Genomic DNA, 19647 nt, shown 5'->3' on the forward strand with positions numbered 1-19647 from the left:
GTGGCGGGCGGGCGCCCGCCACGCCGGCGACCGACCTCACCACCAGTACCGCCGCCCACCGACGGGACGCCCGACCGATCCGAGGACGAGGAAGACGACGCCGATGAGCAGCAGGATGCCGCCGATGGTGTAGAGAATCGAGATGCCGAGCAGCCATCCCAGCACCACGAGAATCAGACCGAGAATGATCACATTGCCCTCCATGGACAACCGGGACTGACCCGGACTCGCCTCTTCCACTTCCCCACCACCGATCTCTAATCACCCTGGTTCCCATTAAGCCTTCGACCAGGGCTTTCATCGATGATCTCGGAGGGAGTCCCGCGCCGGCACGCCGTGCTCGGCGGAAATCCGCCCAGAACGAAACCATGTGAGTCATAAGTCCCGTCCCAGCTAGATTGCCGGAATGCGCGAAGTGATCACCGTGGACGGCCGCACGCTGGCCGTCGAGGAGTGGGGCGTGCCCGACGGGACGCCGGTCTTCTGTCTGCACGGCAGCCCGATGGGCCGGCTGGCCCGCCACCCCGACGACTCCCTGTTCACCGGCCTCGGCATCCGACTGATCACCTTCGACCGCCCCGGCTTCGGCGGCTCCACGCCCCTGCCCGGACGGCGGGTGGTGGACGGGGCCGACGACGTCGCCGCCGTCGCCGACGCCCTCGGCCTCGACCGTTTCGCCGTGTACGGCGTCTCCGGGGGCGGGCCGCACGCGCTGGCGTTCGCCGCCCGCCATCCCGGCCGGGCCCTGCGCGTCGCCTCGCTGGCCGGGCTCGCGCCGCGCGACGCCGGCGGGCTCGACTGGACGGCCGGGATGATGGACGGCAACGTCCGCAGCGCCGAGGTCGCCCTGCGGGACCGGGCCGCCATGGCGGCGTACCTCGCCGCGGAGAGCTCCGGCGCCTCGGGGCCGCCGCGGCTCCCGGCCACCGAGGCGGCCGTCCTCGGCCGCCCCGAGATCGGCTCCATGCTCGCCGCCGCGTACGCCGAAGCGGTCCGTCCCGGCCTCGGCGGCTGGGTGGACGACGTGCTGGCGCTGTTCGGCAGCCCGTGGGGCTTCGACCCGGCCACCATCACCGTGCCGGTGCGGCTGTGGCACGGGGAGCTGGACTCGGTCGTGCCGGTCGCCCACGCGCGCTGGCTCGCCTCCCGCATCCCCACCGCGACGCTCACGGTGCAGCCGGACGCGGGCCACGCCGGCCACTTCGACGCCACCCCCGCCACGCTCGCCTGGCTCCTGGAGCCGTCTTCGGCCGGTGTCGCAGCGAGCGGCTGAGCAAGGGGCCGGTCAGCCGCTGACGCCGGTCCGGGCTTTCATCGCGGCTGCCGCCGGGTTGACCGAGGTCTCGGTCAACCGGTCGCCCAAGCCGCTGCGGCGGTACAGCACCTGCCGTCCGTCACGCGAGCGGGTGACCAGGCCGGTGGCGTACAGCACGCGCAGGTGCTGGGACACCGCGCTCGGCGTCACCCGGAGCCGGCGGGCGATCTCGACCGTCGGCAACGGCTCCGCGAGCAGGCCGAGCAGCCTGGCCTTGGGTTCCCCGAGAAGTGAGACCAGAGCGGCCGCGTCGGTGGGCGGCGCCGGGCTCCACAGCGTCGCCACCCCACGGCTGGGATAGGCCAGCATCGGCGCCTCCTCCGCGCTGACCGGCGGCGCGGGCTTGTGCGCGAACACCGACGGCACCAGCAGCAGACCGCGGCCTGACGCTTCGACGCGGTGGTCGCCCATCACGTTGTCGATGTGCAGCACGCCGTCGTGCCATCGCAGGTTCGGGTGCATGTCGGCGAACAACAGCCGGGCGCCGCCCATGGCCAGCCGCCTCGCGCGGTAGGTCATGTCCGCTTCCAGGACGAGGCGCATCTGCGGCCACAGCGGCTCGACGGCCAGCTCCCAGTACCGCCGCAGAAGCGCGCAGATCTCGTCGCGGAGTCCGATGACGGACGCGTCGTCGCCCACGCAGGCGTCGTGCAGAACATCGGGGAGCGGGTCCGGCCTGTGTGCGGCCAGCAGGTCCCGGCGCACCACGTCAGAGGAAGTGCCGCGGATGACGGCCAGCTCTTCCTCCCACGCGGGGGCGAAGGTCGCGGGCCGCGGAGTCAGGAAGTCGGGCAGGGTGAGCCTGCCCGCGACCAGGGACATCAGCAGGCGAGTGTCGCTCGGGGCGAGTGCGCCGAGCACCGACCTGCGCCACGGCAGGTGCAACGCGTGCAGCCCCGGATCGCGGAGCACCCGCAGGCTGAGAATGGTCTCGTACATGGGCGAGACGGCGAAACGGGTGTCGGCCAGGTCCTCGACGCCGAGCGCAAAGCTGATCATTAAGTCACACGCTACATCGATTGGCGGCGAAGCGGCGGTGCCGTGCAATGCATGGCATGACACCTGGACTCCATGTTCGACGGACGGTGGGCTGAGATGAGCCGCAGGCTGCTCCTGCTCCTGTCCCTGACCTGCGCGGTCGCGGTGGGCAACCTGTACTTCCCGCAGGCGATCAGCCCGCTGATCGCCGACGCGCTGCGGGTGTCACCGGACTCGGCCGCGCTGGTGGTGAGCGCGACCCAGCTCGGCTACACGGTGGGAATCTTCCTGCTGGTGCCGCTCGGTGACCGGGTCCGGCACCGGCCGTTCATCGTCACCCTGCTCGCTCTCACCGCTCTGAGCCTGCTCGCCGCGGGCAGCGCGCCCACACTGCCGTACCTCGTCGGCGCCGCCGCCCTGATCGGCGTCACGACCATGGCCGCGCAGATCGTCGTCCCGCTGGCCGCCGGGCTGGTGGCCGATGATCGCCGCGGGGCGGTGATGGGCACCCTGCTGAGCGGGTCACTCGGCGGCATCCTCCTCGCCCGCACCTTCGGCGGGGTGCTCGGCGAGCGGCTGGGATGGCGCGCCCCCTACCTGGTGGCCGCCGTCCTGGTCCTGCTCCTCGCGACGGTGCTGGCCTGCACACTGCCGTCCACCTCTCCACCGTCGAGGCAACGCTACCCGGCGCTGCTGGCCGAGTCGCTGCGCCTGCTGCGCACCGAGCCGGACCTGCGCCGCTCCTGCCTCTACCAGGCGACCATCTTCGGCGGATTCTCCGCCGTCTGGACGTGCTTCTCGCTCCTGCTCACCGGCCCGGCGTACGGCCTGGGACTTCAGGTGGCCGGGGCGCTCGCCCTGGTCAGCGGCGTGACCATGTTCTGCACTCCGTTCGCCGGACGCCTGGTGGACCGCCACGGACCCGACAAAGTCAACCTCGTCTGCATGCTCGGCGCGCTCGCCTCGGCCGCCGTCCTCGCGGCGGGCGCTCTGGGCGGCACACCGGGCCTGGCCGGCCTGATCGCGGGCATCCTGCTGCTGGACGTCGCGATGCAGTCGGGCATGGTCGCCAACCAGGCCCGGATCCTCGCCCTGCGTCCCGACGCCCGCAGCAGGCTCAACACCGCCTACATGACCTGCGCTTTCCTGGGCGGCAGCACGGGGTCCTGGCTCGGGGCGCGCGCCTACGCCCACGCCGGCTGGTGGGCCGTCTGCGCCCTCCTGGCGACGCTGAGCACCCTTGCCCTGGCCCGCCACCTCGCCGCCCTGCACCGCCGAAGCCTCCGCGACGACGCTCACGGCATCGAGATCCGCACAGGCGGGCCGATCGGCGGATTGATCAACGTAGGAGGAACGCAAAAACGGCGGTGCCCGTGAGGGCACCGCCGTTGATGACACACAGGTGGAGGTGGCGGGAATCGAACCCGCGTCCTTCAACCCCAAGACAGGGCTTCTCCGGGCGCAGCCTGCTGTGCTTTTCTCAGCCCCGGCGATCACGCAGGCGAGTCGCCGACGGGCTCAGCCACTGTGAGATTTCCCGATCGCCCCCGTGGCCGGGTTGATCGGTTGAGCCTTCTAACGATGTCAGACACCGGGCCGAAGGCGCTCCCGGGCTGACAGAGGTTTCGCTACTTAGGCAGCGAGAGCCAGGGAACCCTGGCCGACCTCAGTGCGCTTGGAATTGGCACTTGTTGTTTGCGGTCACAGGATTAACGAGGTTATGTCCGCAGTCCTCGGCCCGCTTCACCTGACTTGCAAAGTCGAAGTCGAAGCCAGTCACCCCCTGTGCAGTTGTCAACACGGTCCCCGCTCTCGCGGCGACCGAGCAACATGACGATACCCCTGATAACAGCTCCGATGCCAACTTGATTCCCGGAGTCCGCCGCGTGTTCACCGCCGCAAGCGCATGAAACCCGCCGAAGGCGCGCGAAACCCCCGGAAGCGCGGCCTGAAGCGCGCGCCCCCGGGGGCCGACCGGCAGGGTCGAGCCGGTCCGACGGCAGGACTTCCCCCGAGATGAAGTCCTGGTCTCATCGCGATGACTGGAACCGCAACCCCCCGAGCGGCCCAGTCACTCTGTAAGACGCCACCGGAGGCCCGCCGGGTTGCTCCGCCGTATCAGCGTTGCGCCAGCACCTGGTCACGGAACGGCATGAGGGCTCCCGCCGGGGCGGGCGTCAGGTCTGGTCGCGCAGGGCGCCGAAGAACTCACCCGCGATGGCCGCCGGGTCGTAGTTCTTGGCCAGGACGGCGATCGCCAGGTCGCCCTGCCAGCCGACGAACCACCGCTGCCGGCTCTCCTCCTCGCCCGCGGGCGCGGTCACGCCGTGCACGGTGCCGTCGCCCGCCTGCGCGGGCGTGCCGGCGGCGCCGGCCCGCATCATCGCGGTCAGCGCCGTGCGGACCTTCGGGTCGAGCGGCACCGGCTGCGGCGCGGGTACGGGCGTGATCTCGCCGGCGGGGTCGGGCGAGGCGGGGTCGGTGACGAGCACCGGCGGCCGCCACGTGCCGGAGGCCACGGCCCCCGCGACGAGCGCCATGGACAGCGGGCTGACCTGTACGTTCTGCCCGGCGATGGCCTTGGCCTTGTCGGCGTCGCTGCTCAGCTCCCCCAGCGATCCGCTGAACGACTTGAGCGGGAGCTGCCACGCCTGCCCGATGCCGAACGCCTTGGCGCTCCGTGCGAGCGCCCCGGCGTCGACGAGGCGGGCGAGGGAGGCCAGCGCGGTGACGCAACCCCTGGCGAAGTTCTCCTGGAACGTCGGCGCCGTCCCGGCCACGCCGCTCACCTGGCCGGACTCGACGAACCGGGCGCCGCCGACCGTGCGCTCGGCCGGGCACGCCAGCCGCAGCCTGGTGCTCACGCCCGCCTTGACGAGGGCGTCGGTGGCCACGATGGAGAACGCGGTGCCTGCCGGGTACTTGCCGGCCAGCGCGTCCTTCTCCTGGTTCATCCCGTTCGTGGCGACGGCCCGGATCTCCCCGGTCGACGTGTCCACCGCGACGAGGGCGCCCGTCCCGCCCTCGGAGAGCGCCCGGTCGGCGGCGTCCTGGACGGAGCTGTCGATGGTGGTCTTGACCGGCTGGTTCTTGCGGTCGGGCCGCCACTCCTTGAGCAGCGCGACCTCCTTGCCGGTCCTGGAGTCGAGGATGACCACGCGGGTCTGGGTGGAGCCGGTCAGGTAGTCCTGGTACGCCTTCTGCAGGCCGCTCTGGCCGACCGAGTCGCCGGCGCGCTGCGGCCCGCCGAGCTTCTGCTCGGTCTGGGGCGTGAGCGCGCTGACCTTGCCCACGATGTCCTTGGGCTCCTTGGGCGCGAACGGCTGCTCCTGCGGCTGGACCGTGAGCTGCTCGATCTGGCCGAGCCTGTCCTTCAGCTGCTGGTAACGCTTGCTGCCGAAGTGGGCGAGCGGCACGAACTCGTTGGGCGGCGACGACCGGATGCGGTTGAGCAGCCGGTCGTGGGCGAACCCCGTCTCCTTCGACAGCTGCTGGACGACCTCCTCGGCCCGCGCGCCGAGCTCCGACGGGCGCACCCCGGCGACGTACACCACCTGGGAGGTCTGCAACGACTCACCGGCGCGGTCGTCGATCGGCTTGCGCTGGATGGCCTGAGGGTCCACCGCGAACCGCTGCCCCTCCTTGAGCTGCGGGTGGATGACCGAGGGCGACCAGCGCACCTTCCACACGCCGTCGACCAGGTGCAGCGGCAGCCGGCCGTCGTAGACCCAGAGCGGGCTGTTCTCGCCCAGGTCGACCTCGGCCCGGAAGTCGGCCTGCGACTCGTCGCCGTTCAGGTCCACTTTTTTGATCTTGAAGCGGAAGGACGCGGCGTCCAGCTCCACCTTCACGTCCGACAGCGTCTTGCGCACCGCCGCCTCGTCGCCGTCGGTACGGCGGGCGGCGAGCGCGTAGTCACCCGTCTGCCAGCCGACGAGGAAGTCGCGCAGCGCGTCGTGCGGCGACGACTCGTCGAGGCACCCGGTCAGGGTGGTGGACGCGGCCGCGACGGCGAGCGTCGCGGCCAGCGTACGGCGTAGGCGGGGACGGCTCATCGGTTGCGGTGGCGCAGTGCCCTGGCCATCTCCCGCTTGGCCTGCTGCTCGGCCAGCGACTGCCGCTTGTCCCAGTCCTTCTTGCCGCGGGCCACGCCGATCTCGACCTTGGCCCGGCCGTCCTTGAAGTACAGGGAGAGCGGCACGATCGTCAGACCGCCCTCCTTGGTCTTGGCGGCCAGCTTGGCGATCTCCTTGCGGTGGAGCAGCAGCTTGCGCTTGCGGCGCGCGGCGTGGTTGGTCCACGTCCCCTGGGTGTACTCGGGGATGTGGACGTTGAGCAGCCACGCTTCTCCGTCGTCGATGGTGGCGTAACCGTCGACGAGCGAGGCGCGTCCTTCGCGCAGGGACTTGACCTCGGTGCCCTGCAGCACCAGACCCGCCTCGAAGGTGTCCTCGACATGGTAGTCGTGCCGAGCACGCTTGTTCTGGGCGATGACCTTCCGCCCCGTCTCACGTGGCATGCCTCGACCTTACCGGCGTCCGGAGCGACGAGCAGGACCGCGGAGAGCGAGCCCGCGATGCCAACGGAGGTCCGTCGGGAGTGCGACCATGAACACGGCTCAGACCCTGAGATAGCGGCGGAGCGTCACGAACGAGGCCAGCACACAGATCACCACGCCGATCACCATGGTCAGCGTGATGGCCTGCGCCACCTGGTCCCAGCCCAGCTCGGCGCCGATGGCGACGAACCGGCTCAGCTCCTCGAACATGAAGACCTTCGCCACAATGAGCATGATCGCGGCCAGCACGCCGCCGATCAGGCCGGCGATCATGCCTTCCATCACGAACGGGAGCTGGATGTACAGGTTCGAGGCGCCGACCAGACGCATGATCCCGGTCTCGCGGCGGCGGTTGAAGGCCGACAGCCGCACCGTGTTGCCGATCAGCAGGGCGGCGGCGAGCACCAGGATGATGGCCACCGTGAGCGCGGCCGATCTGAGCGTGTCCAGCATGCCGAAGAACTTGCCGATCAGCTCCTTCTGGTTGATCACCTGAGAGACGCCCGGCTGCCCCTGCATCGCCTGGACGACAGGTTGGTAGATGTCGGGGTCCTTCAGCTTCACCCGGAACGAGGTCGGCATGTCCTTGACCGTCGTGGCCGCGAGCAGCGCCTTGTTGGAGGCATAGGCCTGCTTGTAGTTCTCGTAGGCCTGCTTCTGGTCCTCGAAGATGACCCCGCCCGGAGCCACGCCCGGAGTCTGCTCGAGCTTGGCCTTGAGCGCCGCGGTCTGCTGGGGAGTGATGGCCTTGCCGCCGCACGACTCGGCGACCGAGGTCTTGTCACAGAGGAAGACCGAGATCTCGACCTTGTCGTACCAGAAGTCCTTCATCATGCCGACCTGGGCGTTGATCATCAAGCCGACGCCCAGCATCGCCATGCCGACCGCCACGGTGATCACCACCGCGATCGTCATGGTCAGGTTGCGACGGAGGCCGATCCAGACCTCGGAGAAGATGAAATTCGCCCGCATGGTTTGCCTGCTGCTCCCTGTCAGTACGCCTGGCCGTACACGCCACGCGACTGGTCGCGGACGATCTTGCCGTCCTCCAGCTCCACGACACGCTTGCGCATGGAGTCGACGATGGCCGCGTCGTGCGTGGCCATGACGACAGTAGTGCCGGTCCGGTTGATCCGGTCGAGCACCTTCATGATGCCGATGCTCGTCGCCGGGTCGATGTTGCCCGTCGGCTCGTCGGCCAGCAGGATCATCGGCCGGTTGACGAACGCACGGGCCATGGCGACGCGCTGCTGCTCGCCGCCGGACAGCTCGTCGGGCATCCGGTGCGCCTTGCCCTCCAGGCCGACCAGCTCGATGACCTCGGGCACCACCTTGCGGATGAACCGCCGCGGCTTGCCGATGACCTCGAGCGCGAACGCCACATTCTCGTAGACGTTCTTGTTCGGGAGCAGGCGGAAGTCCTGGAACACGCAGCCGATGCGGCGGCGCAGGTGCGGCACCTTGAAGTTGGAGAGGCGGCCCAGGTCCTTGCCGGCGACATGGATGGCGCCGGAGTTGGGTCGCTCCTCCTTGAGCACCAAGCGCAGGAACGTGGACTTGCCTGATCCCGAGGGACCGACGAGGAACACGAACTCGCCCTTGTCCACGTCAACCGAGACGTGGTCGAGCGCGGGCCGGTTCTGGTTCGCGTAGACCTTGGTGACATTATCGAAATGGATCACGAGAGCATCACGGCATGCCAGTCTAGGGGTCAGGACGGAAGCGAGGGTGGCACATGCCCACTTCCCGCCGCGCGGCTATCGGGGACGCCAGGTTTTACCGATGATCGACGTTCCGATTGGCCAGAGGACAGTCTAGGGGGAAGACTGGCATGGAACGTCCATAACGGAAACAAAACGATTGTGCGGCTACACTTGGGGCTGACATGAGTTGCCAACACCTCGTCTGCGCGCAGTGCGCCCACCCCGTCATCGAGGGGCGCTGCGCCCTGTGCCGCGCCAATCGCGAGCGGCTGCACAACCACGGCTTCGCCGGGCTGTCACCCGCTCTCATCGTCGGACTGCTGCTCGCGCTGCTGTTCCTGACCCTGGTGCTCGAGCACCTGAGCCGTCTCTAGGCGGTCTCCGACTCCTGCCGGCGCATCCACCGGATCTCCGACTCGATGAACCCGTCGAGGTCGCCGTCCAGGACCGCCGTCGGGTTGCCCGCCTCCGTGCCCGTGCGCAGGTCCTTCACGATCTGGTACGGGTGCAGCACGTAGTTGCGGATCTGCGTGCCCCACGACGTGGTGGTGGCGCCGCGCAGCTCCGACATCTTCTCCGCCTCCTCCTGGCGCTTGCGCTCCAGCAGCTTGGCCTGGAGCACGACCATGGCGGTCGCGCGGTTCTGGAGCTGGGAGCGCTCGTTCTGGCAGGAGACGACGATGTTGGTCGGCAGGTGGGTGATGCGGACCGCCGAGTCGGTCGTGTTGACGCCCTGGCCGCCAGGGCCGGAGGAGCGGTAGACGTCGACGCGGATCTCGTCCTCGTTGATGTCGATGTGGTCGGTCTGCTCGACGACCGGCACGATGTCCACGCCGGCGAACGAGGTCTGCCGGCGGCCCTGGTTGTCGAACGGGCTGATGCGGACCAGGCGATGGGTGCCGTGCTCGCCGCGCAGCGTGCCGTACGCGTAGGGGGCCTTGACCGTGAACGTGGCCGACTTGATGCCGGCCTCCTCCGCGTAGGAGGTCTCGTAGACCTCGGTCGGGTAGCCCTTGCGCTCGGCCCAGCGCAGGTACATGCGCAGCAGCATCTCGGCCCAGTCGGCGGCGTCGACGCCACCGGCCTGGGAGTTGATCGTCACGAGCGCCTCGCGCGCGTCGTACTCGCCCGACAGCAGGGTGCGGACCTCCAGCGCGCCGATGTCGGAGCGCAGCGCGGCCAGCTCCTTGTCGGCCTCGGCCCGCGTGTCGTCGTCGGCCTCCTCGGCGGCCAGCTCGTACAGGACGGTCAGGTCGTCCATCCGGCGCGCCAGCCCGTCCACCCGGTTGAGCTCGCTCTGGAGGTGGGACAGCTTGCTGGTGACCTTCTGGGCCTGCTCGGGGTCGTCCCACAGGTCGGGGGCGGCCACCTGCTGCTCCAGCTCCTCGATCTGCTTGCGCATCCCGTCGAGGTCGAGGACGTCCTGGATGCTCCGGAGCGTGCCCGCGAGCTCGTTGATCTCTTCTGCCGGATCGATGACTGCCACGTCTCCCAAGGGTACGCGACCCTCGCGCGCCCGAATAACATGGCGAGGTGCGTGCATACGGTCGGCTGAAGGCGCTGGCGCTCGCCGGCGGGCTGCTGGCCGGTGCGGTCGCCTGTTCGAGCGGTCCGGCCGCGCCCGTGCCGGCCCTCACGGGCGCGGCGGTCACCTCCTCGGCGTCCGCCGCGCCGGCGCTGCCGCTGCCGGCCGTCACGCCCGCGCAGGCCGGCGAGGTGTTCTCCACGCTGACGGCCACCGACGACGCGCTCCGGGCCGCCGCGCCCAAGCTGCGCGACGGCACGCTGCGCGACGCGCTCGACCTCACCCGCGACGCCGAGGCCCAGCTCACCATCGCCGCCTACCAGTCCACCGACTACCATCCGCGGCGCTACGAGTGGGGCTCACCCGTCCTGTACGTGCCACGCTTCCCGGCCGACGAGTCGTCGCCGTGGTTCACGGCGCTGGTGACCCGCGACGGCCACCCGACCCTGGTGACCTTCACCAAGGGCGCCGAGTGGCAGATCAGCGCGGTGACCCGGCTGCTCGACGGGCAGGACCCGCCGCCGGTCCAGCTCGACCCCGAGGGCTACGCGACGGCGCTGGCCCTGGGCGACAAGAGCGTCACCATCAGCCCGCAGTACATGGGCCCGCTGCACGCGACCGTGGCCGAGGCGGGCGCCACCGGCGTGACGGCCGGTCTGATCGCGCCCGGCCCCTACACCACCGACCTCGCCGAGGAGATCAGCCGGGAGCGCGTGCAGGCCAAGGGCACCGACGGACTGAGCTACGACTCGATCTTCAGCGGCAACGACTACCCGGTCTACGCGCTGCGCACCCGCGACGGCGGCGCGCTGATCCAGTACTCCCTGTCTCGCAACACGACCACGACGATGCGGACCGACGAGAAGGGCCCCGGCATCCCGGTGCCCGGCAACGCCGAGTGGGCGATCGACACCAAGACGGTCCGGCGCACGCTGAAGCTGACCGAGACCCACCAGTACGCCACGGTCGTCCCCCCGGCGTCGGCTCCGGCCGCGGCCCGGGTCATCGCCCATGAGGGCTCACTCACCCGCGCCTCCGGCGAGTGAGCCGGGGCGGGCAGGGCGGTACGGCCCGCCCGCGGCGGGACGGGCCGTACCGGTGAGTCAGGACTCGGCGTGCGGGAGGTTGCTGGTGGCGACCAGCGTGCGGACGGCGCGCAGCGCGACCGAGAGCGTGGCCAGGTCGAAGTTGTCACTCTCCCAGATCTCCGACAGCGTCTGCCTGGCGCGGCCGACGGCGGCCGAGTTGGCCTCCGTCCACAGGGCCAGCCGCTCCTCCGGCGACAGGCCCGGCGTGCTGTGCGCCAGGACGTCGCGGGTGAGGGAGGCGTGCGCGGCGTAGAGGTCATCGCGCAGCGCCGAGCGGGCCATCGCGTTCCACCGGTTGTCACGCGGCAGGGCGATGACGCGCTCCCGGAGCCGGGCGAGCTGGAGCCGGTCGGCCAGGTCGAAGTAGACCTCGGCCACCTCGTTGGCCGGCCGCTCCGTCACCGCCGAGACCTCCACCAGGTCGAACGTGGAGTAGGCCGGCACCATCGCCGCGACCCGCTCGGCGAGGTCCACGGGCACGTCCCGTGCCACGAAGGAGTCGCGGCGCTCCTCGAAGGCCGCCAGGTCGGGGCCGGTGAGCAGCTTGGGGATGTGCGCGAGCAGGCCGTTGACGCCCTTGAGGAAGAAGCCGGCCGAGCCCGCGAGGTCGAGCGGCGGGCGGCGGTTGGTGAGCAGCCAGCGGGTGCCGCGCTCGGCCAGCTTGCGGGCCTCCAGCAGCATGGCGATCTGCGTGCTCGTGTCGACGACGTTGTCCAGCGCCTCCACCTGGCGGTAGAAGCTGGGCAGGTCGAAGACCTCGCGGGCGACCAGGTAGGCGCGCACGATGTCGGGCGTCGAGGCGCCGGTCTCCTCCGCGAAGCGGTACATGAACGTGGTGCCCATGGAGTTGACCAGCTCGTTCACCACGCAGGTCGTGATGATCTCGCGGCGCAGCGGGTGGGCGTCCATGTACTCCCGGAACCGCTCGCGCAGCGCCGAGGGGAAGTACGACACGAGCCAGGACGCGAGGTAGGGGTCGTCGGGCAGGTCGGAGGCGAGCAGCTCGGCGTCCACCACCAGCTTGGTGTAGGCGAGCAGCACCGAGAACTCGGGCGCGGTGAGCCCGAGCCGCGCCTGGCGGCGCTCGGCCAGCGTCTTGTCCGACGGCAGGAACTCCAGCTCCCGGTTGACCAGCCCTTCGCGTTCGAGCCGCCGCAGGTAGCGGGCGTGGATGTGGAGCATCTCCACGGCCTGGGAGCGGGCGGCGGCGAGCACCACGTTCTGCGCGTGGTTGTCGCGCAGGACGAGGTGCGCGACCTCGTCGGTCATCGAGGTGAAGACCTCGTTGCGCTGCGTGTCGGTGAGCTTGCCGTCGCGGACGACCTGGTCCAGCAGGATCTTGATGTTCACCTCGTGGTCGGAGGTGTCGACGCCCGCGGAGTTGTCGATGAAGTCGGTGTTGACCAGGCCGCCGTTGAGCGCGAACTCGATGCGGGCGAGCTGGGTGAAGCCGAGGTTGCCGCCCTCGCCGATGACCTTGCAGCGCAGGTCGGCGGCGTCGACGCGGAGCGGGTCGTTGGCCTTGTCGCCGACGTCGGCGTTGGACTCGGCGCTCGCCTTGACGTAGGTGCCGATGCCGCCGTTCCACAGCAGGTCGACCGGGGCCTTGAGGATGGCGCTGATCAGGTCGTTGGGCGCCAGGGAGTTGACGCCGGAGGGCAGGGCGAGCGCCTCGCGCATCTGCGGGGTGATGGAGATCGACTTGGCGGTGCGCGGGAAGACGCCGCCGCCGGGCGAGATCAGCTCGGGCGCGTAGTCGGCCCACGAGCTGCGGGGCAGCTCGAACAGGCGCTGCCGCTCGGCGAAGGAGGCGGCGGCGTCGGGCGTGGGGTCGATGAAGATGTGGCGGTGGTCGAACGCGGCGACCAGGCGGATGTGCCGTGACAGCAGCATGCCGTTGCCGAACACGTCCCCGGACATGTCGCCGACGCCCGCCACGGTGAAGTCGGTGCTCTGGACGTCCACGCCCATGGTGCGGAAGTGGTACTTGACCGACTCCCAGGCGCCGCGGGCGGTGATGCCCATGACCTTGTGGTCGTAGCCGATGGAGCCGCCGGAGGCGAAGGCGTCGCCCAGCCAGAAGCCGTACTCCTTGGCCACGCCGTTGGCGATGTCGGAGAACGTCGCGGTGCCCTTGTCGGCGGCCACGACCAGGTAGGGGTCGTCGCCGTCGTGCCGGACGACGTCGGCGGGCGGCACGACCTTGCCGTCGACGAGGTTGTCGGTGACGTCGAGCAGGCCGGAGATGAAGGTCCGGTAGCAGGCCACGCCCTCGGCCAGCACCTCCTCGCGGGAGCCGGACGCGGGCGGCCGCTTGACGACGAACCCGCCCTTGGAGCCGGTCGGCACGATGACGGTGTTCTTCACCATCTGCGCCTTGACCAGGCCGAGGACCTCGGTCCGGAAGTCCTCCATCCGGTCCGACCAGCGCAGGCCGCCCCGGGCCACCTTGCCGAATCGCAGGTGGACGCCCTCGACGCGCGGCGAGTACACGAAGATCTCGTACTTGGGCCGCGGCAGCGGCAGCGCGCTGATCGCCTGCGAGTCGAACTTCAGCGAGATGTACGGCTTGCGGCGCCCGTCGACCGTCTGGAAGTAGTTGGTGCGCAGCGTCGCCCGCATCATCTCCAGGTACGCCCGCAGGATCCGGTCCTCGTCGAGCGAGGCGACCTCGTCGAGCGCGCCCAGGATCTCCTCCTCCAGGGCGCCGGCCAGGTCGGCGCGCGCGTCCTCGGAGCGCCGCGGGTCGAGCCGGGCCTCGAACAGCCGCACCAGCAGGCGCGACAGCCGGACGTTGCCGGTCAGCACCCGCTCCATGTACCGCTCGGAGTAGGCGCTGCCCGCCTGGCGCAGGTACTTGGCGTAGACCCGCAGGATCTCGACCTGCTCCCAGGTCAGGCCGGCGCGCAGGATCAGCGCGTTGAAGTTGTCGGCCTGGATCCGGCCGCTCCACAGCGCGACCAGGCCGTCCTCGAACAGGCGCTTGACGTCGTCGCCGGCGGCCTCCTCCGAGGCGGTGAAGCGCAGGCCGAAGTCGTAGATCCAGCAGTTGCGGACGTCCTCGCCCGGCCCTCCGGAGTTCTCCTCCAGGGTGACGCCGGTGGCGGAGTCGGGGACGGCCGTCCGGTACGTGTCGATCTCGTACGGGCGCTCGTCCACGACCTCGACGCCGAGCCGCTGGATGAGCGGCAGCGCCTTGGACAGCGAGATGGGGCGGCCGACCTTGTAGATCTTCAGCCGCCGCTCGCCCTCCTCGGCGTCGTCCGGCACGTACAGGTCGATGTCGATGGCGTCGTCGTGGCCGGCAGCCAGCCGCTCCAGCCGGCGCACGTCGGCGACGGCCGTCTCGGGCGAGAAGTCCGCTTTGTACCCCTCGGGGAACGCCTGCTGGTAGCGCCTGACCAGGCGGGGCGCCTCCTCCTCGGAGGACGTCTCGGTCAGCGCCACGGCCAGGTCGTCGGGCCAGGAGCGGGTGATCGCGGCCAGCCGCGCCTCCAGCTCCTCGACGTCCACCTCGGGCTGCGGCAGTTGCTTGCCCCGCTCGCCGCGCACGACGACGTGCAGCCGGGCCAGCGCGGACTCGCCGATCATCGCGCTGTAGTCGAGCGACCTGCCGCCGAGCGCCTTCAGCAGCACCTCCTGCATCTTCAGCCGCACCTGCGTGGTGTAGCGGTCGCGCGGCAGGTAGATGAGGCAGGAGATGTAGCGGCCGTAGTCGTCGCGGCGCAGGAACAGCTTGACCTGCTTGCGCTCGCGCAGCCGCAGCACGCCCAGCGCGATCGGCAGGAGCTGGTCGATCGAGGTCTGGAACAGCTCGTCGCGCGGGAACGTCTCCAGGATCTCGATGAGGTCCTTGCCGTCGTGGCTGTCGGCGGTGAACCCGGCGCGCTCCAGGACCGCGCCCAGCTTGCGGCGCAGGACCGGTATCCGGGAGATCGACTCGTTGTACGCCACGTGGGTGAACAGGCCGAGGAAGCGGCGCTCGCCGATGACCTCGCCCTCGGGCGAGAACAGCTTCACCCCGATGTAGTCGAGGTAGGCGGCCCGGTGGACGGTGGCGCGGGAGTTGGCCTTGGTGATGATGAGGAGCTGCTTCTCGCGGGCCTTCGCGCGCACCTCGGGCGGCAGCACCGAGAAGCTGGTGGAGCCGATCTTGTCGTCGCGCAGGATGCCGAACGCCGTGCCGGGCAGCGCGCGCAGCGCGTCGCCCTCGTCGGTGCTCTCCAGGCGGTACTCGCGGTAGCCGAGGAATGTGAAGTGCCCGTCGGCGAGCCAGCGCAGCAGGTCGAGACTGTCCTCGACCTCGGCCGGCTCCAGCGGCGGCGGGTTCATCGACAGGTCCTCGGCGGTCTGCACGGCCAGGGCCCGCATCCTCGAGAAGTCCTCGACCGCGTGCCGGACGTCGGCCAGCACCCGCTGGAGGTCGTCCTCCAGCCGCTTGAGCGCCTCGGGGTCGGCCTGCCGGTCGATCTCCAGGTGCATCCACGACTCGACCATGAGCTGGCCGGTGACGTCCTCCTGGCCGCGGCCGAGCATGCGGCCCGTCATGTCGCGGCGCACCCTCATCTGGGGGTGGACGAGCAGGTGGATGCCGATGTCGTGCCGGTCGAGCTCCATCGTGACGGAGTCGACCAGGAACGGCATGTCGTCGGTGACCACCTCCACCACCGAGCGGCCGGGGTCCCAGCCGTGCTCGGCCACCGTGGGGGTGTAGACCCGGACCGTCGCGCGGCCCTGCGGACGCACCGCGGCCAGCCGTCGCTGGGACATGGCCGGGCCGTACACCTCGACGGGACCGCGGTCGAGCAGGTCCTCCGGCGCCACGTGCCGGTAGTACACCCGCAGCAGGGCCAGTGCCTCCTCGGGACTCATGTGGTCGCTCACGGCCGCGTACCTCTGCGCGGCTCGCTGGAGCAACTCGTCCTTGGCCTCGTCGAGCTTGGCCTCGTCGAGCGGCATGTCGCTCTCACTCCTTTGTGAGGGTTTGCCATACATGTTCATAGCCAGGCCTCTGGTTCCCACGGAGGCGGGAAGTAGTACGCGCGCGTCATCGCCCGCGAACGGCGAGGGCCCTTCGGACCGCCCGTGCCCGGACCTTCTGTGTCCGGCACGGCGCCGGTCCGCATGCGGGGGCCGCCGCGGTGAAGCGGCAGGCCACGCTGGGAAAAGGCGGTGCCACCAGCATCCCACAAGGCGGGCGCGCCCGCCTTGGAGAAGGGACTGACGTGACGACGCGACGGAGCGCCGCGAGATGGCGGGCCGCCTTCTTCGCCGGCCCATCCGTACGGGAGGATGAGCGCAGCCGTTACGGGCCCCACCGAACACCTCCCCCAGATCGCCCGGCCTTTGGGCGGCCGGACGCATGCCTTGCCGTACCGATATCACCCGAAAAGGGCGAAGACGTCAACGTGACATCGACATGGGGGGATCGTCTTCGGAGGCGGAGGAGTGGTGCTTCAACTCGTCGAGCTGGTCGGGGAGCGTGGCCAGCTCCTTGAGCTCCTCCTGGCACGACGCGCACGCGTCGAGGTGACGCTCGAACGCCTCCAGCTCCTCTTCGTCGAGGACGCCAAGGACGTAAGCGGCCACCTCTTCGTGCATCAGCCGGCTACCCCCTTGTCCCGCAGAAGCTCGCGCAGCGCGCGGATCCCGTAATACAGCCTTGACTTCACCGTACCCGGTGGGATCCCCAGTATCTCCGCCGCCTCACTTATCGTACGGTCCCGGAGATACGTCTGCTCAATGACTTCGCGGTGTTCCTCCGACAGGCTTCGCAGCGCGTCGGCGACGACGATCGCCGACAACGCCCGCTCGGACCCGTCGGGGACCGCCAACATGTCGACTTCGGGGGGTTCGACCTCATGGGGCCGGACGCTCTTGCGCCGGCGACCGTCGATCACGATGCGGCGGGCCACGGTCAGCAGCCACGCCCATATGAGACTCGGTTCCCATTGCAGTCTTGCCGAGTTACGCCAGGCCCGGACGAGCGTCTCCTGTACGACGTCCTCGGCCCATTGAAGATCGTTGCCGGTCGACTTGCGTATGTGGCGCAGCAGAGGGCCGCCGAACTCCTGGTAGAGCACCGCGATGCGATGCTCCGCCTCGGCATCCGCACTCTCGAACCTGCCGTCGAGGTGACTTAGCACGGGGCACATCTTTACACCTTCGTTATGCGTCCGGTAGCCACTCCGATAACTCCAGTCATTTCTAACTATTCGCCGGTATGAGTGAACCGGTCCTGGAGGCTCCGCGTACCTCCGGTCATGCACAGGCTTCTACGCGGTGAGGTCCTCATGTTCGGCGGCTTCGCCGTGGCCGCGGTGGCGACGATTTTCCTGGTCATGCCATCGTCGGCCGCGCCCGTGTCCGCCGAGTGGACGGTGCTGCCCTCCGGCCCGCTGGGGCCGGCCGACCGCGACCTCCTGGTCAAGGTACGGCAGGCGGGGCTCTGGGAGATACCCGTCGGACGGTACGCGCAGGAACGCGCGGGGTCCGATCGGGTCAAGGACGTCGGCATGCATCTGGTGGAGGACCACACCAAGCTCGACGTGGCCACCCGCCAGCTCGCGGCCAAGCTGGGCGTGCCGCTGCCCGACCAGCCCAACCCCGACCAGCAGAGCTGGATGGCTCAACTGGCGGCCGAGAACGGCCCCGCCTTCGACCGGGACTTCGCCAACCTGCTGCGCGCCGCGCACGGGAAGGTCTTCACCGTCGTCGCGGGCGTCCGGTCCGGGACCCGGAACGACGAGGTGCGCAAGTTCGCCCAGCAGGCGGTGAACGTGGTCATGAAGCACATGACCCTGCTGGAGTCCACCGGTCTGGTCGAGTTCGCCGACCTGCCCGAGCCCCCGACCCCCTCGGCCAGTCCACCCGCCCCCGCGGCGGTCGAAACAAGGAGACAACCATGAGTAGATCGAGACGCATGGCCGCGGCCATGTCCGCCCTGGCCATGGTGGCCGGCGGTCTGGTGTCCGCGGCCGTCTTCAGCGTCAGCCCGGCGCTCGCCGACCACTGCGACCCCGCAGAGCAGGGCCACCAGGAGCAGACGACGACGAGGGCCCAGCGCCAGGGGCAGCCCACGCAGGCGCCGGACGGCCAGGACCAGGACCAGCAGGACCAGGGCGACCAGGACCAAGGCCAGCAGGACCAAGGCGACCAGGACCAGAACCAGCAGGACCAAGGCCAGGACCAGGGCCAGGATCAGAACAACCAGAACCAGCAGAACACGAACCAGCGCAACAACAACCAGCAGCAGAACACCGACCAGCAGGGCGACGGCGGCGGGGCGCTCTCCCCGGCGCCCGACCCGAACGGCCAGGACCAGAACGACCAGCAGGCGGCCCAGCCCAGCCAGTCGGCGAACAACCTGTTCCGCCGGCGCGGCAGGGGCAACCAGCAGCAGCCGACCCGGCAGCCCACCGCCACGCCGTCCCCCACGGCCACCGGCGGCGGCGAGGCCGAGTGCGCCGACCTGGGCCCGTTCCTGACCGACTTCGTCGACATCCGCCAGGTCCAGCAGACCTCGATCGACCCGCCGCGTGGCGGCCGGGGCAGTTCGCGCGGCACGTTCGTCTCCGCGTGCGGCACCAACCGCAACGGGCACAACAACCCGGACAACTTCATCGTCGCGCCGGGCGTGTCGAACGGCGCCCACCACCTGCACGACTACGTGGGCAACCTGTCCACGAACGGGTTCTCGACCGACCAGAGCCTCTCGGCGGCGGGAACGACGTGCCGGTTCGGCGACAAGTCGACGTACTTCTGGCCGGTGCTCCGCGACCGCAAGGTGGACGTGAACGTCAACGACCCGGACGGCAACGTCGGCCAGGTGCTGCGTGCCCGCTCGGTGACGCTCCAGTTCCGCGGCAACGCGACCTCCCGGGTGACGGCCATGCCGCGGTTCCTGCGGCTGATCACCGGTGACGCCAAGGCGGCCACGAACGGCGGGGCCAACGCCCGCGCGGCATGGAGCTGCACCGGCTTCCAGAACCGAATCACCACGAAATATCCGCTTTGCCCGCGGGGTAGTCAGGTGCTGCGTATTCTGGACTTCCCGAGTTGCTGGGACGGGCAGAACACCGACAGCGCCAACCACCGCACGCACGTGGTCTTCCCTGACCAGAGCGGTGCCTGCCCCGGAGGTACGAAGGCTGTTCCGCAGCTGCGGATGACCCTCTCCTACAGCGTTCCGCAGGGTCCCTCGTTCGCCGTGGACGCCTTCCCCGAACAGCAGCACAACCCCATCACCGACCACGCGGACTTCGCCAACGTCATGCCCGACCGGCTGATGTCCTTCGTGGTCGACTGCATCAACCGGGGCCGCCGCTGCTGACCTGATCACGCGCCATCCACCGGGTCGCCCGCCGGCCCCGCCCACCCGACACCACCCTCCCGCCGTACCGCGCACGAGCCCGCCTCCCCGGGCCGGGCGCGACGGCAAGCCGGAGCGGCGGTCACGGGCCGGCGGGCACCGGACGGGC

General features: G+C 70.1%; 16 protein-coding genes and 1 other RNA gene. 6 read left to right on the top strand and 11 right to left on the bottom strand.

Annotated elements, in window-relative coordinates:
• Positions 1 to 36: 36 nt before the first annotated feature.
• Entirely contained in the window at positions 37 to 192 is a 156-nt protein-coding gene (locus AB0H64_RS38375; RefSeq protein WP_175587533.1) for a hypothetical protein, read from the bottom strand.
• Between the two features lie 214 nt (positions 193 to 406).
• On the opposite strand from AB0H64_RS38375, the gene AB0H64_RS38380 reads away from it, so the two are divergent.
• On the top strand, positions 407 to 1273 hold the full coding sequence (locus AB0H64_RS38380) for an alpha/beta hydrolase (RefSeq protein WP_357634913.1): 867 nt from the start codon (positions 407 to 409) through the stop codon (positions 1271 to 1273).
• Between the two features lie 12 nt (positions 1274 to 1285).
• Here the strand turns inward: AB0H64_RS38380 and AB0H64_RS38385 are convergent, their stop codons facing one another.
• Complete coding sequence (locus AB0H64_RS38385) at positions 1286 to 2314, bottom strand: helix-turn-helix domain-containing protein (RefSeq protein WP_357634916.1); 1029 nt, start codon at positions 2312 to 2314, stop codon at positions 1286 to 1288.
• A gap of 96 nt (positions 2315 to 2410) precedes the next feature.
• Between AB0H64_RS38385 and AB0H64_RS38390 the strand changes: the two genes are divergently transcribed.
• Complete coding sequence (locus tag AB0H64_RS38390) at positions 2411 to 3670, top strand: MFS transporter (RefSeq protein ID WP_357634919.1); 1260 nt, start codon at positions 2411 to 2413, stop codon at positions 3668 to 3670.
• A gap of 23 nt (positions 3671 to 3693) precedes the next feature.
• Here the strand turns inward: AB0H64_RS38390 and ssrA are convergent.
• From ssrA to ftsE, 5 genes are all read right to left on the bottom strand, one after another.
• Positions 3694 to 4077, bottom strand: a transfer-messenger RNA (tmRNA) gene (ssrA, locus tag AB0H64_RS38395).
• Between the two features lie 393 nt (positions 4078 to 4470).
• Positions 4471 to 6348 carry a penicillin-binding transpeptidase domain-containing protein gene (locus tag AB0H64_RS38400; protein WP_357634922.1) on the bottom strand — a complete coding sequence of 626 codons (1878 nt, stop codon included), beginning with the start codon at positions 6346 to 6348 and terminating at the stop codon, positions 4471 to 4473.
• The gene (smpB, locus tag AB0H64_RS38405; RefSeq protein ID WP_357634924.1) at positions 6345 to 6812 is read right to left on the bottom strand and encodes an SsrA-binding protein SmpB; all 468 of its coding nucleotides are present in this window, start codon (positions 6810 to 6812) and stop codon (positions 6345 to 6347) included. Before smpB ends, AB0H64_RS38400 begins: the two co-directional genes overlap by 4 nt.
• Positions 6813 to 6911: 99 nt before the next feature.
• Positions 6912 to 7823, bottom strand: coding sequence for a permease-like cell division protein FtsX (gene ftsX, locus AB0H64_RS38410; RefSeq protein WP_357634927.1), 912 nt, complete (start codon positions 7821 to 7823; stop codon positions 6912 to 6914).
• Between the two features lie 20 nt (positions 7824 to 7843).
• Positions 7844 to 8533, bottom strand: coding sequence for a cell division ATP-binding protein FtsE (ftsE, locus tag AB0H64_RS38415; protein WP_185088544.1), 690 nt, complete (start codon positions 8531 to 8533; stop codon positions 7844 to 7846).
• Between the two features lie 203 nt (positions 8534 to 8736).
• Here ftsE and AB0H64_RS38420 point away from each other — a divergent pair, with 203 nt between their 5' ends.
• The gene (locus tag AB0H64_RS38420; protein ID WP_355442730.1) at positions 8737 to 8928 is read left to right on the top strand and encodes a hypothetical protein; all 192 of its coding nucleotides are present in this window, start codon (positions 8737 to 8739) and stop codon (positions 8926 to 8928) included.
• Here the strand turns inward: AB0H64_RS38420 and prfB are convergent.
• A complete protein-coding gene (prfB, locus tag AB0H64_RS38425) occupies positions 8925 to 10040 on the bottom strand; it encodes a peptide chain release factor 2 (protein WP_357634932.1) in 1116 nt (371 codons plus the stop codon). The genes AB0H64_RS38420 and prfB overlap by 4 nt on opposite strands.
• Before the next feature lie 47 nt (positions 10041 to 10087).
• Between prfB and AB0H64_RS38430 the strand changes: the two genes are divergently transcribed.
• Positions 10088 to 11125, top strand: coding sequence for a hypothetical protein (locus AB0H64_RS38430; protein WP_357634934.1), 1038 nt, complete (start codon positions 10088 to 10090; stop codon positions 11123 to 11125).
• A 57-nt stretch (positions 11126 to 11182) separates the two neighbouring features.
• Here the strand turns inward: AB0H64_RS38430 and AB0H64_RS38435 are convergent, their stop codons facing one another.
• The 3 genes from AB0H64_RS38435 to AB0H64_RS38445 all read right to left on the bottom strand — a co-directional run bounded on the left by AB0H64_RS38435 (position 11183) and on the right by AB0H64_RS38445 (position 17313).
• On the bottom strand, positions 11183 to 16126 hold the full coding sequence (locus tag AB0H64_RS38435; protein ID WP_357634937.1) for an NAD-glutamate dehydrogenase: 4944 nt from the start codon (positions 16124 to 16126) through the stop codon (positions 11183 to 11185).
• A gap of 444 nt (positions 16127 to 16570) precedes the next feature.
• Positions 16571 to 16768, bottom strand: a complete 198-nt coding sequence (locus tag AB0H64_RS38440) for a zf-HC2 domain-containing protein (protein WP_357634939.1) — start codon at positions 16766 to 16768, stop codon at positions 16571 to 16573.
• Positions 16768 to 17313: a sigma-70 family RNA polymerase sigma factor gene (locus tag AB0H64_RS38445; protein ID WP_357634941.1), complete on the bottom strand. Its 546-nt coding sequence runs from the start codon at positions 17311 to 17313 to the stop codon at positions 16768 to 16770. The genes AB0H64_RS38440 and AB0H64_RS38445 overlap by 1 nt, the downstream gene beginning before the upstream one ends.
• A gap of 117 nt (positions 17314 to 17430) precedes the next feature.
• Here AB0H64_RS38445 and AB0H64_RS38450 point away from each other — a divergent pair, with 117 nt between their 5' ends.
• Together AB0H64_RS38450 and AB0H64_RS38455 are read left to right on the top strand one after the other, a co-directional pair.
• Positions 17431 to 18075 (top strand): DUF4142 domain-containing protein, encoded by a 645-nt coding sequence (locus AB0H64_RS38450; protein ID WP_357634944.1) that lies wholly within the window; start codon positions 17431 to 17433, stop codon positions 18073 to 18075.
• On the top strand, positions 18072 to 19499 hold the full coding sequence (locus AB0H64_RS38455; RefSeq protein WP_357634947.1) for a DUF1996 domain-containing protein: 1428 nt from the start codon (positions 18072 to 18074) through the stop codon (positions 19497 to 19499). The genes AB0H64_RS38450 and AB0H64_RS38455 overlap by 4 nt, the downstream gene beginning before the upstream one ends.
• The last annotated feature ends 148 nt before the right edge of the window (positions 19500 to 19647 follow it).

The sequence above is a fragment of the Nonomuraea sp. NPDC050733 genome, from assembly GCF_040654215.1.
GTDB lineage: Bacteria > Actinomycetota > Actinomycetes > Streptosporangiales > Streptosporangiaceae > Nonomuraea.

Excerpts from the sequence above, each read along its gene's own strand:
- AB0H64_RS38380 (WP_357634913.1), top strand. The coding sequence starts at position 407 with ATGCGCGAAGTGATCACCGTGGACGGCCGCACGCTGGCCGTCGAGGAG.
- AB0H64_RS38385 (WP_357634916.1), bottom strand. The coding sequence starts at position 2,314 with ATGATCAGCTTTGCGCTCGGCGTCGAGGACCTGGCCGACACCCGTTTC.
- AB0H64_RS38390 (WP_357634919.1), top strand. The coding sequence starts at position 2,411 with ATGAGCCGCAGGCTGCTCCTGCTCCTGTCCCTGACCTGCGCGGTCGCG.
- AB0H64_RS38400 (WP_357634922.1), bottom strand. The coding sequence starts at position 6,348 with ATGAGCCGTCCCCGCCTACGCCGTACGCTGGCCGCGACGCTCGCCGTC.
- smpB (WP_357634924.1), bottom strand. The coding sequence starts at position 6,812 with ATGCCACGTGAGACGGGGCGGAAGGTCATCGCCCAGAACAAGCGTGCT.
- ftsX (WP_357634927.1), bottom strand. The coding sequence starts at position 7,823 with ATGCGGGCGAATTTCATCTTCTCCGAGGTCTGGATCGGCCTCCGTCGC.
- AB0H64_RS38420 (WP_355442730.1), top strand. The coding sequence starts at position 8,737 with ATGAGTTGCCAACACCTCGTCTGCGCGCAGTGCGCCCACCCCGTCATC.
- AB0H64_RS38435 (WP_357634937.1), bottom strand. The coding sequence starts at position 16,126 with ATGCCGCTCGACGAGGCCAAGCTCGACGAGGCCAAGGACGAGTTGCTC.
- AB0H64_RS38440 (WP_357634939.1), bottom strand. The coding sequence starts at position 16,768 with ATGCACGAAGAGGTGGCCGCTTACGTCCTTGGCGTCCTCGACGAAGAG.
- AB0H64_RS38450 (WP_357634944.1), top strand. The coding sequence starts at position 17,431 with ATGCACAGGCTTCTACGCGGTGAGGTCCTCATGTTCGGCGGCTTCGCC.
- AB0H64_RS38455 (WP_357634947.1), top strand. The coding sequence starts at position 18,072 with ATGAGTAGATCGAGACGCATGGCCGCGGCCATGTCCGCCCTGGCCATG.